Source organism: Kitasatospora sp. NPDC003701, assembly GCF_053587085.1.
Genome location: NZ_JBSFNM010000011.1, coordinates 62,838 through 79,297, shown reverse-complemented (window position 1 = coordinate 79,297; position 16,460 = coordinate 62,838). Strand labels below are relative to the sequence as shown.

Annotated in this window: 14 protein-coding genes; 6 read left to right on the top strand and 8 right to left on the bottom strand. The window is 72.4% G+C overall.

What is annotated here, in order from left to right; all coding sequences use genetic code 11:
* Positions 1-2: 2 nt before the first annotated feature.
* The 4 genes from ACWDRR_RS13395 to glgX all read right to left on the bottom strand — a co-directional run bounded on the left by ACWDRR_RS13395 (position 3) and on the right by glgX (position 6,880).
* Complete coding sequence (locus ACWDRR_RS13395; protein ID WP_449772304.1) at positions 3-755, bottom strand: class I SAM-dependent methyltransferase; 753 nt, start codon at positions 753-755, stop codon at positions 3-5.
* A gap of 109 nt (positions 756-864) precedes the next feature.
* The gene (locus tag ACWDRR_RS13390) at positions 865-2,742 is read right to left on the bottom strand and encodes an ABC transporter ATP-binding protein (RefSeq protein ID WP_449772303.1); all 1,878 of its coding nucleotides are present in this window, start codon (positions 2,740-2,742) and stop codon (positions 865-867) included.
* Positions 2,739-4,562, bottom strand: a complete 1,824-nt coding sequence (locus ACWDRR_RS13385; RefSeq protein WP_449772302.1) for an ABC transporter ATP-binding protein — start codon at positions 4,560-4,562, stop codon at positions 2,739-2,741. Before ACWDRR_RS13385 ends, ACWDRR_RS13390 begins: the two co-directional genes overlap by 4 nt.
* Positions 4,563-4,663: 101 nt before the next feature.
* Entirely contained in the window at positions 4,664-6,880 is a 2,217-nt protein-coding gene (gene glgX / locus ACWDRR_RS13380) for a glycogen debranching protein GlgX (RefSeq protein WP_449772301.1), read from the bottom strand.
* 253 nt (positions 6,881-7,133) lie between these two features.
* On the opposite strand from glgX, the gene ACWDRR_RS13375 reads away from it, so the two are divergent.
* The 4 genes from ACWDRR_RS13375 to ACWDRR_RS13360 all read left to right on the top strand — a co-directional run bounded on the left by ACWDRR_RS13375 (position 7,134) and on the right by ACWDRR_RS13360 (position 11,967).
* Positions 7,134-8,369 carry a L,D-transpeptidase gene (locus ACWDRR_RS13375; RefSeq protein ID WP_449772300.1) on the top strand — a complete coding sequence of 412 codons (1,236 nt, stop codon included), beginning with the start codon at positions 7,134-7,136 and terminating at the stop codon, positions 8,367-8,369.
* 253 nt (positions 8,370-8,622) lie between these two features.
* Entirely contained in the window at positions 8,623-9,843 is a 1,221-nt protein-coding gene (locus ACWDRR_RS13370) for a L,D-transpeptidase (RefSeq protein WP_449772299.1), read from the top strand.
* A 189-nt stretch (positions 9,844-10,032) separates the two neighbouring features.
* Complete coding sequence (locus ACWDRR_RS13365; RefSeq protein WP_449772298.1) at positions 10,033-11,292, top strand: L,D-transpeptidase; 1,260 nt, start codon at positions 10,033-10,035, stop codon at positions 11,290-11,292.
* A gap of 198 nt (positions 11,293-11,490) precedes the next feature.
* Positions 11,491-11,967: an ATP-binding protein gene (locus ACWDRR_RS13360; RefSeq protein WP_449772297.1), complete on the top strand. Its 477-nt coding sequence runs from the start codon at positions 11,491-11,493 to the stop codon at positions 11,965-11,967.
* A 376-nt stretch (positions 11,968-12,343) separates the two neighbouring features.
* Here ACWDRR_RS13360 and ACWDRR_RS13355 read toward each other — a convergent pair whose 3' ends face one another.
* Genes ACWDRR_RS13355 through ACWDRR_RS13345 form a run of 3 tightly spaced genes read right to left on the bottom strand, consistent with a single transcriptional unit; the run spans position 12,344 to position 13,616 of the window.
* Positions 12,344-12,784 (bottom strand): hypothetical protein, encoded by a 441-nt coding sequence (locus tag ACWDRR_RS13355; RefSeq protein ID WP_449772296.1) that lies wholly within the window; start codon positions 12,782-12,784, stop codon positions 12,344-12,346.
* Positions 12,784-13,194, bottom strand: a complete 411-nt coding sequence (locus ACWDRR_RS13350; RefSeq protein WP_449772295.1) for a helix-turn-helix domain-containing protein — start codon at positions 13,192-13,194, stop codon at positions 12,784-12,786. The genes ACWDRR_RS13355 and ACWDRR_RS13350 overlap by 1 nt, the downstream gene beginning before the upstream one ends.
* A 47-nt stretch (positions 13,195-13,241) precedes the next feature.
* Positions 13,242-13,616: a type II toxin-antitoxin system RelE/ParE family toxin gene (locus tag ACWDRR_RS13345; RefSeq protein ID WP_449772294.1), complete on the bottom strand. Its 375-nt coding sequence runs from the start codon at positions 13,614-13,616 to the stop codon at positions 13,242-13,244.
* Positions 13,617-13,707: 91 nt separating this feature from the next.
* Between ACWDRR_RS13345 and ACWDRR_RS13340 the strand changes: the two genes are divergently transcribed.
* A complete protein-coding gene (locus ACWDRR_RS13340) occupies positions 13,708-13,989 on the top strand; it encodes a hypothetical protein (protein WP_449772293.1) in 282 nt (93 codons plus the stop codon).
* Positions 13,990-14,035: 46 nt separating this feature from the next.
* Here ACWDRR_RS13340 and ACWDRR_RS13335 read toward each other — a convergent pair whose 3' ends face one another.
* Positions 14,036-14,761 (bottom strand): TetR/AcrR family transcriptional regulator, encoded by a 726-nt coding sequence (locus ACWDRR_RS13335; RefSeq protein ID WP_449772292.1) that lies wholly within the window; start codon positions 14,759-14,761, stop codon positions 14,036-14,038.
* Between the two features lie 137 nt (positions 14,762-14,898).
* Between ACWDRR_RS13335 and ACWDRR_RS13330 the strand changes: the two genes are divergently transcribed.
* Complete coding sequence (locus tag ACWDRR_RS13330) at positions 14,899-16,398, top strand: MFS transporter (protein ID WP_449772291.1); 1,500 nt, start codon at positions 14,899-14,901, stop codon at positions 16,396-16,398.
* Positions 16,399-16,460 lie beyond the last annotated feature (62 nt).

Sequence of the window (16,460 nt, the reverse complement as noted above, 5' to 3'; positions counted from 1 at the left end):
CCCTAGCGGACGGCGGCGACCAGGGAGTCGGTGACGGAGCGCCAGGCCACCCCGGCCTCGCGGAACCCGGCCTCGGCGAGCCGTGCGGTGTGCCAGTCGGCCGGGTGCGAGGCGCCGGCGGCGTGCGAGCCGTAGAGCGCGTTCCGGGCGGTGACCTGCTCGGCGAGCAGCGGGTCGGCCGCGGCGGCCGCCCACCACCCGGCCCAGTCGAGGACGCCCTCGGCCCGCTCGCGCTCCTGGCGCCGCTGCTGGAAGGCCTCGGTCGCGGCGGTGAGCAGCGGGATCGACGGCTCGGGGGTGTGGTCGGCGTTGAGGAAGACGCCGCCGGGGCGGATCAGCTTGGCGAGGTCCCCGTAGAGCCGGACGAGGTCGTCGGTGCGCAGCCAGTGCAGGGCGGTGGCGGTCACCACGGCGTCGTAGGGGTCGGGCGGGAGCCGGGCGGCCCAGTCCGGATCGGTGAGGTCGGCGGTCACCAGGGTGAACCGGGGTTCGTCGGCGAAGAGGCCGCGGGCGATGGCCATCAGCGCCGGGTCCTGGTCCACGCCGACGCTGACGGCGCCGGGCAGCCGGGCGAGCAGCCGCTCGCTGATGCTGCCGGTGCCGCAGGCGAGGTCGAGGACGCGCGGCGCGGGGCCGGTGACGGCCTCGACGACGTCGAGCATGGCGCGGAAGCGCTCCTCGCGGTCGGGCAGGTACCACTCCTGCTGGCGGTCCCAGCTGCGCTGCCAGTCCTGCCAGTGCGTCCGGTCGGTCACGTCCCGCTCCCTCGGTCGTCGGCCCAGGGGCCGTAAGGCCCACAACTCACCCTAGGCCCTTTCGGTAAGAGATGAAAGGGCCTAGAGGCCATTACCCGACGATGAGTGGTCAGACCAGGCTGTCCCGCCAGGCCTGGTGCAGCTCGGCGAAGCGGCCGGAGCCCTCGATCAGCTCCTGCGGGGTGCCGTCCTCGACGATCCGGCCCCGGTCCATCACCAGGACGCGGTCGGCGATCTCGACGGTGGAGAGCCGGTGGGCGATGATCACGGCCGTCCGCCCGGCCAGCACCGTGCGCATCGCCCGCTGGACGGCCTGCTCGCCCGGGACGTCCAGCGAGCTGGTCGCCTCGTCCAGGATCAGCACCGCGGGGTCGGCCAGCAGCGCCCGGGCGAAGGCCACCAGCTGGCGCTGGCCGGCCGAGATCCGGCCGCCGCGCTTGCGCACGTCGGTGTCGAAGCCGTCCGGCAGCGCGGCGACGAACTCGTACGCGCCGATGTCCCGCGCCGCCTGCTCGACCTCCTCGCGGGAGGCGCCCGGGCGGCCGATCGCGATGTTCTCGGCGACGGTGCCGGAGAACAGGAAGGACTCCTGCGTCACCATCACCACCCCGCGGCGCAGTTCCGGCGTGGCGAGGTCGCGCAGGTCCACCCCGTCGAGGGTGATCCGGCCGCCGGTCGGGTCGTAGAAGCGGGCCAGCAGCTTGGCGACGGTCGACTTGCCCGCCCCGGTCGCCCCGACCACGGCCACCGTCTGGCCGGCCGGCAGCGCCAGGTCGAAGGCGGGCAGCACCTCCTTGCCGGAGCGGTAGCCGAAGCTCGTCTTCTCGAAGTGCACCGCGCGCCCCTTCGCCAGGGACTCCGCCGGCGGGGCCGGGAGCTCCTTCGGCTCGGCGGGCTCGGCGACGGTCGGCTCGTGGGCGAGCAGACCGGCGATCTTCTCCAGGGCGGCGGCGGCCGACTGGTAGCTGTTCAGGAACATCGCCAGCTGGTCGATCGGGTCGAACAGCCGGCGCAGGTAGAGCACGAAACCGGTGAGCACACCGAGCTCCACGGCGCCGTCGGTGACCAGGAAGGCGCCGAACAGCACCACCCCGGCGCTCCAGACGTTCGCGGTGGCGCGGGAGAGGCCGACGTAGCGGGCGATCTCCAGCAGGCCGTCCGCCGTGGCGGCGGCCGACTGCCGGTTCACCACGGCGAACGCGGCGTCGTTGGCCCGCTCGCGGCGGAAGGCCTGGACGGGCCGGATGCCGTTCATGGTCTCGGTGAAGCGCACGATCAGCGAGGCGGCCGAGGTGCGCGAGCGGCGGTAGACCCGGCGCGAGCGGCTCCGGAAGGAACGGGCGATCAGGAAGAGCGGGACGAACGAGGCCAGCGAGACCAGGCCGAGCCGCCAGTCCATCACCAGCAGCAGCACCGAGATGTAGAAGACCGAGAGGAAGACGGTCAGCAGCTCCTGGAGGCCCTCGGAGAGCAGCTCGCGCAGGGCGTCCACGTCGGACGTGGCGCGGGAGATGATCCGGCCCGAGGTGTAGCGCTCGTGGAAGTCCAGACTGAGCCGCTGGGCGTGCCGGAAGATCCGGCCGCGCAGCTCCACCAGGATGTCCTGGTTGATCCGGGCGCTGATCTTGATGAACGCCCACTGGAGCACGGTGCTCAGCAGCGCGAAGGAGAGGTAGGCGGTGATCACCGCCACCAGCGGGCCGGCGTCGTGGTCGCGCAGGGCCGGGATGCCCCGGTCCATCGCGATCGCCACCAGCAGCGGGCCGGACTGCAGCGCCGCCTGCTGGAGCAGGATCACCACCATCGCGACGGTGATCCGGGCCCGGTGCGGGCCGAGCAGCGAGCGCAGCAGCGCCCGGGGCGCGCCCGGCGGGACGGGGATGTCCTCCTCGTCGGCCGGCGGCGCGGGCAGCTCCTCCTCCGGTGCCGCCTGCGCGCCCCTCGCGTCCTTCGTGGCCTTCTCGGCGGGCTCGATCGTGGTGGTCATCGGGCGGGGCCCCTCTCCGGTACCAGGGCGGCCTCGCCCGACATCAGTTCGCGGTAGCGCGCCGAGGTGCGCAGCAGCTCCTGGTGGGTGCCGACGGCCTCGATCCGGCCGTCCGCGAGCACCGCGACCCGGTCGGCGAGCAGGACGGTGCTCGGCCGGTGGGCCACCACCAGCGCGGTGGTGGAGCCGAGCACCTGCCGCAGGGCCCGCTCGACGAGCGCCTCGGTGTGCACGTCCAGTGCGGAGAGCGGGTCGTCCAGGACGAGGAAGGCCGGGGCGCCGACCACCGCGCGGGCCAGGGCGAGGCGCTGGCGCTGGCCGCCGGACAGGCTCAGGCCCTGCTCGCCGACCTCCGTCTCGACCCCGTCGGGCAGCTTCCCGACGAAGTCGGCCTGGGCGGTGGCGAGCGCGGCGCCGAGCTGCTCGGGGCCGGCGCCGGGCGCGCCCATCAGCACGTTCTCCCGGACGGTGGCCGAGAACAGGGTGGGTTCCTCGAAGGCGACCGAGACCAGCTCGCGCAGCCGCTCCCGGGACAGCTCGCGGACGTTCCGGCCGTCCAGCGTGATGGTGCCGGCGGTGGCCTCGTACAGCCGGGGGAGCAGCGCGGTGAGCGTGGTCTTGCCACTGCCGGTGGCGCCGACCAGGGCCATCGTCTCGCCGCTGCGGATGTGCAGGTCGATGCCCCGGAGCAGGTCGGGGGTGTCGGCCGGGGCGTCCGGGTAGCGGAAGCGGACGCCGGTGAGCCGGATGCCGTCGGGGGCGGTGCCCTGCGCGGGGGCGGTGGGGGCGGTCTCCGGGTGGGGGGCGTCGGCCGGCTCGGGCTCGTCCAGCACCTCGAAGAAGCGGTCGGCGGCGGTGGCGGCCTCGTTGGCGTAGGCGAGCAGCCAGCCCAGCGACTCGACCGGCCAGCGCAGCGCCAGCGCGGTGGAGAGGAAGGCGACCAGGGTGCCGGTGCTCAGCTCGTCGTGCGCGACCAGGTAGCAGCCGGCCGCGAGCGCGCAGCCGAGGGCCAGCTCGGGCAGGCCGACGATGACCGCCCAGAGGTTGGCGAGCAGGCCGGCCTTGCGCAGCTCGGTGCGGCGCAGGTCGTTCGTCCGGGCGCGGAAGCGCTCGGCCATCGACCGGTGGCGGCCGAAGGCCTTGAGGATGCGGATGCCGAGGATCGACTCCTCGATGACGGTGGCGAGGTCGCCGTTCTGGTCCTGGGCGCGGCGGGCGGCGCCGGAGTAGCCGGCCTCGAACCGCCGGGTGAGCACCATCAGCGGGGCGGCCGGCAGCAGCACGATCAGGGCGAGGCGCCAGTCCTGGGTGAACATCAGCGCGGTGCCGGCGAGGAAGGTCGCCGTGTTGACGATCAGGAAGACCAGCGGGAAGGCCAGGAACAGCCGCATGGTGTACATGTCGGCGGTGGCCCGGGAGAGCAGCTGGCCGGAGCCCCAGCGGTCGTGGAAGGAGATCGGCAGCCGCTGCAGCCGGGCGAAGAGGTCGCCGCGCATCGCCGTCTCCACCCCGGCCAGGGGCTTGGCCAGGATGACCCGGCGGGTGTAGAACAGGGCCGCCTCGAACAGCCCGAGCGCCAGCAGCAGGCCGATCAGCGGCCAGAGCGCCCCGAGGTCGTGGTCGGTGATCGGCCCGTCGACGATGCGGCCGAGAACGATCGGGACGAGCAGCACGCTGAGCGCGGCGAGCAGCGCGGCGCCGACCGAGGCGGTCAGCCGCCAGCGGATCGCGCGGGCGTACGGCCACAGGCGCAGCAGGGAGCGGACCGTCGACCGGCGGGCGGGCGCGGGGGCGGGGGCGGGGGCTTGGTTCTCGGCCATCGCCGTGAGCGTAGGTCGAGCCCCCGTCATTTCTCATCCGGTTTTTCGCACCTGTCGACGAGAACCGGCCACCCGTGCGCGGGGCCGGTGGGGTGCGGGGATCAGCGAGGGGCGGGTGCGCGCAGCAGTCGCAGCGACCGGCCGCCCAGCAGGGCGGTGTCCGGCGGGGCGGTGTCGGGGGCGGGGTGCGGGCCGGTCTCCTCGGCGGTGTCCAGCACCGTCTCGTACGCCGCGTCCGGTGCGGCCCAGGGCTCGCCGGGCAGGGTGAAGGCCACCGGGTCGGGGCCGGCGTTGAGCAGCAGCAGGAAGCTGTCGTCGCGCAACGGGCTCCCGTACTGGTCGCGTTCGGACATCGCGGCGCCGGAGAGCAGCATGCCGAGGCAGGCCGTCGGGGCGAACCAGTCGGCCTCGGTCATCTCCTTGCCGCGCGGGGTGAACCAGGCCAGGTCGGGCTGGCCGCCGGGCGCGGCGGCCCGGCCGGAGAAGAACGCCCGCTGCCGCAGCACCGGGTGGGCGCGGCGGAGCCGGACCAGGCGCGCGGTGAGGTCGCGCAGCCCGGCCCAGCCCGGGTCGTCCAGCAGTGACCAGTCCAGCCAACTGATCTCGTTGTCCTGGCAGTAGGCGTTGTTGTTGCCGAGCTGGGTGCGGCCGAACTCGTCCCCGGCGGTGATCATCGGGACGCCGGTGGAGAGCAGCAGCGTGGCCATCAGGTTGCGCAGCTGGCGCAGGCGCAGGGCGTTGACGGCCGGGTCGGCGGTCTCGCCCTCGGCGCCGTGGTTCCAGGACCGGTTGTCGTCGGTGCCGTCGCGGTTGGACTCGCCGTTGGCCTCGTTGTGCTTGCGGTTGTAGGAGACCAGGTCGCGCAGGGTGAAGCCGTCGTGCGCGGTGACGAAGTTGACCGAGGCGTAGGGGCGCCGGCCGCCGCGCTGGTAGAGGTCGGAGGAGCCGGAGAGCCGGTAGCCGAGCTCGCGGACGTCCGGGCGGGCGCCGCGCCAGAAGTCCCGCACGGTGTCGCGGTACTTGTCGTTCCACTCGGCCCACAGCGGGGGGAAGCCGCCGACCTGGTAGCCGCCCGCGCCGACGTCCCAGGGCTCGGCGATCAGCTTGACCCGGCTCAGGACCGGGTCCTGCGAGACGGCGGCGAGGAAGGGGTGGTCCATCTCGACGCCGTCGCTGCCGCGGGCGAGCGCGGCGGCGAGGTCGAAGCGGAAGCCGTCCACGCCCATCTCGGTCACCCAGTACCGCAGCGAGTCGGTGATCAGCCGGATCACCTGCGGGCGGCGGGTGTCCAGGGTGTTGCCGCAGCCGGTGTAGTCGGCGTAGCCGCGCGGGCGGTTCAGCGGGAGGCGGTAGTACCCGGCGTTGTCGATGCCCCGCAGCGACAGGGTGGGGCCCAACTCGGCGGCCTCGGCGGTGTGGTTGTAGACCACGTCGAGGACGACCTCGATCCCGGCGGCGTGCAGTGCGCGCACCATCCGCTTGAACTCGCCGACCTGGCCGCCGCGGCCGCCCGAGGCGGAGTAGCCGGCGTGCGGGGCGAAGTAGCCGACGGTGTTGTACCCCCAGTAGTTGCCCAGCCCGCGGGCCTGGAGGTGGTCCTCGCCGGCGTGCTGGTGCACCGGCAGCAGCTCGACGGCGGTGACGCCGAGTTCGGTGAGGTGGGCGATCGCGGCGGGGTGGGCCAGGCCCGCGTAGGTGCCGCGCAGCTGCGGCGGCACCTCGGGGTGGCGCATGGTGAAGCCGCGGACGTGCAGTTCGTACAGCACGGTCTCGGCCCAGGGGGTCTTGGGCCGGTGGTCGTCGTACCAGTCGTCGTCGTCGTGGACGACGACGGACCGGGGCACGTAGCGGGCCGAGTCGCGGTTGTCCCGGACGGTGTCGGCGACGTCGGCCTCGGGCCAGTTGCGGACGGCGGAGCAGACCGAGTCGTGGGAGGTGTAACAGCCGTCGACGGCCCGGGCGTACGGGTCGAGCAGAAGTTTGGCCGGGTTCCACCGGGCGCCGGTCCACGGGTCCCAGCGGCCGTGGACGCGGAAGCCGTACCGGGTGCCCGGGCGGACGCCGGGCAGGAAGCCGTGCCAGGTCTGGAAGTTCTGCTCGGTCAGCCGGTGTCTGCTCTCCCGGCCGTCCTCGTCGAAGAGACAGAGGTCGACGGCCTCGGCCCCGGCCGCCCAGAGCGCGAAGTTGGTGCCCTGGCGCCCCTGGGCGTCGGTGCGGAAGCGGGCGCCGAGCGGTTGCCAGCTGCCGGGCCACGGTGGCTCGGTGCCGGCACTGCCGCGCGGCCGCACTCCGGCTTCCAGCTCCTGCCCTGACGCCATGGCCGTACCCTCCCTGGGCGGGGTGTCCCGGACCCCGTTCACCTTCTCTTTCCCTGATCCTGCTGATCGGAAGCCGCTGAACGGTGGCTTACCGGCGGATGGCGGCCGGGGGGCGGGCGGCGGGGGGCGCGCGGCGGGCCCCCGGGCGGTCGCGGTGGGCCGCCGGAGTGAGGTTCACCCGGTCGTTCGCGTGTCCTGTCGGGATTGCCCTCGTTGTCCGGGGTATCGGACGGAAACGGCGGGAGGCCCCGGAATGCGGCCCCGAGTACGGTTTTGGGCACGGCGTGCGGCGGCGCTGGGCTGGTGCCTGGCCGTGCTGACGGGGTGCACCGGCGGGGGCGGCGCGGCGCCGGCCCCGGGCGGCGACGCGGTCGCTCCGGGGCACACGGCGCCGCCGCCCCCCTCCCGGGCGGCGATCACCGCACTGCCCGCCGACGGCGCCCAGGACGTCCCGCCGGAGGGCCCGGTCCGGGTCTCGGTGGCCCAGGGCCGGCTGCTCACCGTCCGGCTGGCCGACGCCAAGGGCGCCGAGGTGGCCGGGACGGTCTCCGAGGACGGTTCGGCCTGGACGCCGAACGGCCCGCTGCCGCTCGGCACCGCGTACACCCTGGACTCGGTGGCCGAGGACGACCAGGGCCAGAAGGCGAACCAGCACACGGCGTTCTCGACGGTGGCCCGGGCGCACACCTTCGTGGCCTTCTTCACCCCGGAGGACGGCTCCACGGTCGGCGTCGGCATGCCGGTCTCGCTGCGCTTCAGCCGGCCGATCACCGACCGGGCGGCGGTCGAGAAGGCGGTGCAGGTGACGGCGGACCCACCCGTCGAGGTGGCCGCGCACTGGTTCGGCAACCAGCGGCTGGACGTCCGGCCGAAGACCTACTGGGAGGCCGGCACCAAGGTCGCGGTGGCGCTGCGGCTCAAGGACGTGCAGGGCGCGCCGGGCGAGTTCGGCACCCAGTCCAAGGACGTCCGGTTCACGATCGGCCGGGCCCAGGTCTCCACGGTGGACCTGGACGCCCACACCCTCACCGTCCGGGCCGGCCAGGGCGGCAAGGTGGTGCGCACGCTCAAGGTGTCCGGCGGGGACCAGAAGCACAGCACCTACCGGGGGGTGCTGGTGGTGTCCGAGAAGTACCGGACGACCAGGATGAACTCGCAGACCGTCGGGATGGGCGACGAGTACGACATCAAGGACGTCCCGCACGCGATGCGGCTGACCACCTCGGGCACCTTCATCCACGGCAACTACTGGGCCGACCCGGCGGTCTTCGGCACGGCCAACACCAGCCACGGCTGCATCGGCCTGTCCGACGCCAAGGGCGGGGCGAGCAAGGAGAGCCCGGCGGGCTGGCTGTTCGAGCACACCGTCCCCGGGGACGTGATCGAGGTGAAGGCCTCCACGGGGGACTTCGTCCCGCCGAGCAACGGCCTCAACGGCTGGAACCTGCCCTGGGCCCAGTGGATCGCCGGCAGCGCGATCGAGCACTGACCCGCCGGCCGCCGGCCGCGGTCTCCCGCCGATCTTCACCCCTGTTCCACCTGTGATTCACCGCACTCCTCCCGGGATTCACTCATTCGGCCCAGCTATCCTGCTTGCCGCGCCGAATCTCGGTGCGAAAGATCGCCGGTCCGGTGCAACCCGTCCGGGCAGACGCGCGTCCATCTGGATGGACACCGGGAGGGGAGAAACCGTGAAGCCGGTTAGGGCGGCCGATGCCGCGATAGGTACCACCAGCCGTCGGATGCGCCGCAGTGCGGTGGCGCTCGCGATGGGCGGGGTGCTGCTGTTGACGGCGGCGTGTGGGGACGACAAGGGCGGCGACAGCGGGAGCGGCGGCGGTGACGCGGCCGCCACGGCGGGTGCCAACGGCAGCGGCACCCCCGCGGCCGGCCAGAGCTCGGCGGCGCCGAAGACCTCGGCCGCGGTGCTGAGCGTCGAGCCGAAGGACGGTGCGCAGGACGTCTCGCCGACCAACGCGCTCACCGTCTCGGTCGCGAGCGGCAAGCTGACCACGGTCGAGGTGACCGACAAGGAGGGCAAGCCGGTCGCGGGGGCGATCACGCCGGACGGCACCGGCTGGAAGCCCAGCGCGGCGCTCGCCGTCGGCATGGTCTACAAGGTGAGCGCGCAGGCCAAGGACGCCGAGGGCCTGGTGGCCGCGTCCACCACCTCGTTCACCACGCTGACGCCCGAGAAGAAGATCTCCACCAACGACAACATCACCGACAACGCCACCTACGGCGTCGGCATGATCGTCTCGGTGGTCTTCAACAAGGACGTGAAGAACAAGGAAGCCGTCGCCAAGGGCATCACCTTCGAGACCAGTGACGGCGCCACCGAGGTCAAGGGCCACTGGTTCGGCACCCGGCGGCTGGACTTCCGCCCCGCCGAGTACTGGAAGCCGGGCACCAAGGTCACCATCCACTACCGGCTGAAGAACGTCGAGGTCGCCCCCGGCGTCTACGGCGACGTGGACAAGGACGAGCCGTTCGTCATCGGCCGCTCCCAGGTCTCCACCGCCGACTCCGCGACGCACCAGATGACGGTGGTCCGGGACGGCCAGCCGCACACCGTGCCGGTGACCCTCGGCGACGAGAAGAACCCGTCCTGGAACGGCGTGATGGTGATCTCCAGCAAGGAGAAGGTCACCCGGATGAACTCGCAGACCGTCGGTCTCGGCGGCGAGTACGACATCCCGGACGTGCCGCACGCGATGCGCCTGACCAACTCCGGCACCTTCGTGCACGGCAACTACTGGGCGAACCCGTTCGGCAAGAGCAACGCCAGCCACGGCTGCATCTCGATGCAGGACACCAAGGACGGCAGCGACGCCTCGGTGGCGGGCAAGTTCTTCAACGACTCGATGATCGGCGACGTGGTCAAGGTCGTGAACTCCAAGGAGAAGACGGTCGCGCCCGACAACGGGCTCAGCGGCTGGAACATCGACTGGACCAACTGGTAGGCCCTACCCCGCGGTGGCTCCCGTAGTCCCGGCACGGTGACGACCGGCCCGATCCTCACTCGTTGGGGTCGGGCCGGTCGTCGTTCCCCGGCAAATACCGCTCGAATGGCGCAACCTTTCCGGTGACCGCCGCGTGTATCTGACGAGTCCCGTCGTGATCGAGCGGGATCAACGGGAGGGGGAGTCGACATGAGGTCGATACGTACGGTGGTGGCGGCCGGTCTGCTCGGCGGCGTGCTGGTGCTGACCAGCGCGTGCGGCGGCGGGGGTGCGGGCGGCGGGAGCGCGGCCAAGGCCGAGCTGGGCGGTGCGGCCGCGGGGGCCGCGTCGAGCGCCTCGGCACCGGCGGCCGGGTCGGCGCAGGCCACCGCCCCCGCCCCGGCCGCCACGACGCCCAAGGCGTCGGCGGCCGTGCTGGACATCCAGCCGAAGAACGGCGCGGTGGACGTCGCCCCGAGCGGTGCGCTGAAGGTCGCGGTGGCGGGCGGCAGGCTCACCACGGTCAAGGTGAGCGACAGGAGCGGCAAGGAGATCGCCGGGACGATCGCCGCCGACGGCGCCAGCTGGTCGCCGTCGACCGCCCTCGCGGTGGGCACCGCCTACCAGGTGAGCGCGCTGGCGGCGGACGCCGACGGCGTGGTCGCCTCGGCGGACAGCGGCTTCACCACGCTGACGCCCGAGCGCGAGGCGAAGGCGAGCGACAACGTCGAGGACAACGCCACCTACGGCGTCGGGATGATCGTCTCGGTGGACTTCGACAAGGACGTGAAGAACAAGGAGGCCGTCGCCAAGGGCATCACCTTCGAGTCCGACAACGGCACCGTGGTGAAGGGCCACTGGTTCGGCGACCGCCGGCTGGACTTCCGCCCCGAGGCGTACTGGAAGCCGGGGACCAAGGTCACCGTCCACTACCGGCTGAAGAACGTGGAGATCGCCCCCGGCGTCTACGGCGGCGTGGACCGGGACGAGCCCTTCACGATCGGGCGATCGCAGATCTCGTCGGTTGACGCCAAGACCCACCTGATGACGGTGGTCACCGACGGCAGGAGCTCGGTCATCGAGATCACCTCCGGCTCGCCGGAGCACCCGACCTGGAACGGCACCATGGTCGTGATGTCCAAGGAGGGCGTGGTGCGGATGCAGTCCAGCAGCATGCCCGGGATGACCGGGGCGCCGTACGACCTGCAGGTGCCGCACTCGATGCGGCTGACCACGTCCGGCACGTACGTGCACGGCAACTACTGGAGCAACGCCTTCGGCGAGGACAACGTCAGCCACGGCTGCGTCGGCCTCAAGGACGTCAAGGGCGGCGGCAGCGGCACCTCGGCGGGCACCTTCTACGACGGCTCGCTGATCGGCGACATCGTGACCGTGCAGAATTCCTCGCGCGGAAAGGTGGCTCCGGACAACGGCCTCAGCGGCTGGAACCTGGACTGGAGTGCCTGGTAGGAGCCGGTTTGCGGCAACCCGGGCTTGACGCGGACCCGGCCCGGGTTGCACGCGGCATATGCCGAACGGGTAGTGATCGTTTGCTCATTGTCCGTACGCGGCCGCTTGCGTTCCGCAATGATGGACCGCATGGCGGGTTGGGGCGAAACAGATCAGTCATCACTTCCTGGGTCCAGCTTGGTTGCTGACGCATCGTGGATGTGCTTCCAAGACGCGCTGGCGGCCTTGGAGCGGCTCAGCTCCGAGGAGCTGGAGCGGATGTACTACGGCAGGCTGTGCGACCAGTCGACGCCGGGCGAGATGCGGTTGCCGTCGCGGCCGGAGTCCGGGCCGGTGGCCCGCCGGCTGGTGCTCTCGGTGCTGGAGTCCTGGGAGCTGCACCAGCAGTTGGAGGTCGGCGAGCTGCTCACCAGCGAGCTGGTGGCCAACGCGCTGCGGCACGCGGCCGGGCGGACCATCGGCCTGCAGGTGTCGCGCAAGCCGGGCTGGCTGCGGGTCGAGGTGCGGGACTCCTCGCGGGCGCTGCCCTGCCTGATCCTGGCCGAGCCGCTGCCGATCAACGAGTACGGGCGCGGGCTCAAGATCGTCGACGACCTCGCCGACCGCTGGGGCGCCGATCTGCTGCCGCGCGGCAAGGGTGTCTGGTTCGAGCTGAAGGTGCGCGAGCGGCACTGAGCGGCGGTGGTGGCTCCGACCGCGGCCGGAAAACACGCAGGGCCCCCGATCCACCGTGGTCCGGTGCGTGGGGGCCCCTGCAGGTCATCGCGCAGGCCAAGGGGGTGCGTGCCCGTGCGATGGGTGACGGCCGTGCCAGGTCGGGCCGGCCGTAGTCTCGTGTGCCCGCGGCGGTTCGTGCGTCGCCCGCCGTCGGACATCTCGACTATCGCACGGATCTCAGCATGTGGGCAAACCAGCTGGCTTTGATTTCAAGGTCTGTAACCTAGTTCACCTTTGGATTTTGCATAGGTTAACGCTGCTGCCTGAGATTATTCATGCGCGAGCGGTGTAGACCGTGTGACGGCGGCCCCGGCGGGTGCTCCCCCGACAGCTCTCAGGTGCTCCGGCCCGGGCCCCGCAGCGAGAGCACCGGGGTGTCGACGCCGAGTTTGGCGGCGCTGCCCTGGAGGGCCTCCCGCAGGAACGGGTAGAGCACCGTCACGCCGATCCGGTCGACGAACTGCTGCTGCAGCTCGGCCGGCAGCTCGAACGGCGCGCCGAGGGTGAACGCGGCCGCCGCGTCCACCACGAAATCCGCCTGGACGCTGCCCAGTTCGAGCCGGCAGCGCACCTCCAGGGTGGTCCCGTCGTCGCCCTCGCGGAGCCAGACCGAGAGCGTCGTCCGGGCGTCGGCCTCGGTGCGCGGCTCCTGCCGGTCGAAGAGGCGGCGGCCGGACACCTCCAGGAAGGTGACGTCCTCCAGCTCGGTGGCGGCGGTGAGCTCGTCGAGGGTGCTGAACCGCCGGACCGCACGGCGGGTGGGCGGGCCGGCCATCAGACGGTCACCGACCGCTGGGCGTCGTCGCCCCAGGCCGTCGGGCGCGCCTGCGGCGTCCGCTCGCGGACGGCCACCCGGACCTGCACCTGCACCGGAGCGGGCTTCCAGACGGGGGTCAGGCCGGCGGCGGTGTGGTCGACCATGCTGAGCAGCCGGGCGTCGACCGCGCGGGCGTAGCGCTGGAGGGTCGAGTAGCGGGCGTCGCCGCCCGCCCGCTCGAACTCGGAGATCGTCGACTGCGACGTCCCCATCAGCTCCGCCACGTCGCGCTGGGTCAGGCCGCGCTTCTTGCGGGCCACGACCAGCGTCTCCACGAGCTCGGCGTAGGCCCGGGCGTCGTCCAGGCTCGCGGCGACGCGGGGGTCCTCCGGGTCGAGGTCGAGCAGATCGTGCAACGTGGGTGCCATGGCCGCCTTCCCTCAGGGTGCTCTCACATTATCGCCCGAAGCCGATATCACGAACCGGGAACCCGCCCGGCCGTCGGCCGGTTCCGCCACTCCTTGAGCCGCCGCTCGGCGGCGCCGCGCTCATTGGGCGGGGTCTTCTGGGACTTCTTCTGGAAGAACGACAGGGCGAGCAGGACGAGGCCCTCGGACTCCTCCGCGTAGAGCAGTCGGAAGGTCCGGTGATCGCCGGTGAGCCGGACCTCCAGGAGGTCGTTGCCGAGGTCCTTGACGTCCCCCGGCAGGGTCTGCCGCTCCTTGACCCGGTTCATCAGGACGAACAGCCGGGCCCGCTCGTGGGTGGCGAGCCGGGCCTTCTGCAGGTCCTTGACCAGCGGCGTCGAGCCGTCCGCGCCCTCGTAGAAGGACCACTCCCGAGTGTTCAACGCCGCCCACCCCCGCTCCGATCGTGCGTTGATCGGAAGTCTAGGCGGGTGGGGGTGAGGGGGGAATCAAGGCCGTTGCGGCGCCGGGCGGTTGTGGGGGTGGCGGTGCGGCCCGCGGCTGCCGGACTTCGCGCCGCCCGCCTCCTGCCATGCCGTCAGCTCGTCGGGCACGTTCCCCGCCAGGGCCTGCGAGCAGGTCGCCCCCGGCACCTGGCGGGCGGCCTCGCCGTACGGCGCCACCTGGTACGTCGTGCCGCGGGAGGGCGCCGTGGTGCTGCTCGCCGCGGACGGCCCACTGGTCGCGGAGGGCGATCTGGAGACCATCGCCGCCTCGCTCGCGGCGCGGAGCCCGCGCTTCCTGCGGGGCGGCTGAACCCGGGGGAGCGCGGGCCGGCCCGGAGCGGCCCGGCGGCCCCCGGTCAGGCGGTGTTCGGCAGGCGCAGGGCCAGGCCGTCCAGCATGACGTCGAGGCCGTAGAGGAACTTCTCGTCGCGCAGCCCCACCGGGTCGACGTCCACCACGGCGTCGTACGCGGCGGCGAGGTGCTCGCTGCCGGACACGGCCGCCTGTGCGGCGGGAATCAGGCTGGCGACGAACTCGGCCTCGGTCCGGCCGGAGCGGGCGACGGTGTTCAGCCAGGCCGCCTCCGTCGTACTCATGCCGATGGCGTACGAGAGAACGGCCTCGATGGCGCGGTTCGGCTCGGGGAAGCCGACGGCGGCGAACAGGGCGGCCATGCGCTCGGAGTAGGCCATCAGGTTGGGGCCCAGGTAGGCGAGGCCGGCCTGGCCGAGGACGGTGGCCAGCCAGGGGTGGCGCAGCGTCGTCGTGCGGAAGGACTCGGCGGCGGCGGTGATGGCCGCCCGCCAGTCGGGGCTGTCGGCGGGCGGGACGGTCATCTCGCCGAAGGCCTCGTCCACCGCGAGCTCCATCAGCTCGTCCTTGGTGGCGACGTGCCGGTAGAGGGAGGTCGCGCCGGCGTTCAGGCGGGCGCCGAGCTTGCGCATGCTGAGCGCCTCGATGCCGTCGGCGTCCAGCACGGCGACGGCCTCGCGGACGATCGCGGCCCGGCTGAGCGCCGGCTGCTCGGCCTCGCGCTGCTGCCGCGCCCATACGGACGGGATCGGGTTCGCCTTGGTGGCCATGAGGTCCTCCTCTTCGCATTGTCCTGCGTACGCCGTGCGCATCCAGCGTACAGGTGCAATGGGTTGCGCACACTGTTCCGCTCTGCGTACAGTGTGCGCAGCGAACGAACAGCGTGCGCATCTCGGAGGGGAAACTCATGCAAACCCGCAACCCACGTCGCTGGTGGATCCTCGTCGTGCTCTGCCTCAGCACGCTGGTCCTGGTCATCGACAGCATGGCGCTCACCGTCGCCGTCCCGTCCATGACGGAGGACATCGGCGCCGGCACCCAGGACATCCAGTGGATCCTGGACTCCTACGTCCTGGTGTTCGCCGGACTCCTGCTCACCTCGGGCAGCCTCGGCGACCGGTTCGGCCGCCGCAAGGTGATGATCATCGGCCTGCTGCTGTTCGGCGCCGCCTCACTGGCCGCGACCTACTGCACCAACCCCGGTGAGGTCATCGCGGCCCGCATCACGATGGGTGTCGGCGGCGCGCTGATCATGCCGTCCACCCTCTCGATCCTGATCACCGTCTTCGAGGAGGACGAGCGCGGCAAGGCGATGGCGGCCTGGGGTTCGGTGTCGATGCTCGGCCTGGTCGGCAGCCCGGTGCTCGGCGGCGTCCTGATCGACCACTTCTCCTGGCACTCGATCTTCTTCCTCAACGTCCCGGTGGTCGCCCTCGCCGTCGTCGCCGGTCTGACCCTCATGCCGGAGTCGAAGGGCCCCTGGCAGAAGGCCGACCCGCTGGGCGCGGTGCTGTCCGCCGCCGGCATGACCGCCCTGATCTGGTGGATCATCGAGATCCCGCAGCACGGCGCCTTCGGCGGCAGGTCCCTCGTCACCCTGGTCGTCGCCGTCCTCGCCCTCGGCGGGTTCGTGGTCTGGGAGAACGTCACCTCCGCGCCGATGGTCCCGCTCGCCCTCTTCAAGAGCCGCAACTTCAGCGGCGGCTCGCTCTCGCTGACCCTCGTCCAGATCGGCAACGGCGGTCTGCTGCTCGTCCTCACCCAGTACCTGCAGTTCGTCCTCGGCTACTCCCCGGTCAAGGCGGGTCTGGCCTTCCTGCCGCTGGCCGTCGCCGCGCTGATCGGCAACGGCGCCGGCGCCGGGCTCGCGGCGAAGATCGGCAACCGCCTGCTCGTCCTGGTCGGCATGCTGATCATGGCCGCCGCCTTCGGTCTGCTGACCACCGTCTCCGCCGACAGCGGCTTCACCCTCCCGGCCGTGGCCCTCGGCCTGCTCGGCCTCGGCGCCGGCCTCGCGATGCCGGCCGCCGTCGGCGCCCTGATGGGCACCATCCCCGCCGAGCAGGCGGGCGTCGGGTCCGCGCTGAACGACACCATCCAGCAGGCCGGCACCGCGCTCGGCATCGCCATCCTCGGCTCGCTGCTCTCCGGCCGGTTCTCCCACGAGATGCCCGCCGGCAGCTCCGAGCAGGCCAAGCGCTCGATCGGCGACGCCCTGGCGGTCTCCCACGGTGACGCCGACCTGGTCCACGCCGCCCGGGAGGCCTTCACCTCCTCGATGTCGACCACCTTCACCATCAGCGCGGTCGGCGTCCTCGCCGCGGCGGTCGTCGCCGCCCTGGTCATGCGGGACAAGAAGGCCGAGCCGGCCGAGGCCCCGGCGGAGCAGGCCGAGCTGGCCGCCTGACCCCCGCCCCACCACGAAGGCCGGCGCTCCCGATCGGGGGCGCCGGCCTTCGTCGTCGCGGG

Bases quoted from the DNA above. Each gene is read 5' to 3' on its own strand.
- ACWDRR_RS13355 (WP_449772296.1), bottom strand. From the start codon at position 12,784: ATGGCCGGCCCGCCCACCCGCCGTGCGGTCCGGCGGTTCAGCACCCTC.
- ACWDRR_RS13335 (WP_449772292.1), bottom strand. From the start codon at position 14,761: ATGGCCACCAAGGCGAACCCGATCCCGTCCGTATGGGCGCGGCAGCAG.
- ACWDRR_RS13360 (WP_449772297.1), top strand. From the start codon at position 11,491: ATGTGCTTCCAAGACGCGCTGGCGGCCTTGGAGCGGCTCAGCTCCGAG.
- ACWDRR_RS13330 (WP_449772291.1), top strand. From the start codon at position 14,899: ATGCAAACCCGCAACCCACGTCGCTGGTGGATCCTCGTCGTGCTCTGC.
- glgX (WP_449772301.1), bottom strand. From the start codon at position 6,880: ATGGCGTCAGGGCAGGAGCTGGAAGCCGGAGTGCGGCCGCGCGGCAGT.
- ACWDRR_RS13385 (WP_449772302.1), bottom strand. From the start codon at position 4,562: ATGGCCGAGAACCAAGCCCCCGCCCCCGCCCCCGCGCCCGCCCGCCGG.
- ACWDRR_RS13370 (WP_449772299.1), top strand. From the start codon at position 8,623: ATGCGCCGCAGTGCGGTGGCGCTCGCGATGGGCGGGGTGCTGCTGTTG.
- ACWDRR_RS13365 (WP_449772298.1), top strand. From the start codon at position 10,033: ATGAGGTCGATACGTACGGTGGTGGCGGCCGGTCTGCTCGGCGGCGTG.
- ACWDRR_RS13390 (WP_449772303.1), bottom strand. From the start codon at position 2,742: ATGACCACCACGATCGAGCCCGCCGAGAAGGCCACGAAGGACGCGAGG.
- ACWDRR_RS13350 (WP_449772295.1), bottom strand. From the start codon at position 13,194: ATGGCACCCACGTTGCACGATCTGCTCGACCTCGACCCGGAGGACCCC.
- ACWDRR_RS13375 (WP_449772300.1), top strand. From the start codon at position 7,134: ATGCGGCCCCGAGTACGGTTTTGGGCACGGCGTGCGGCGGCGCTGGGC.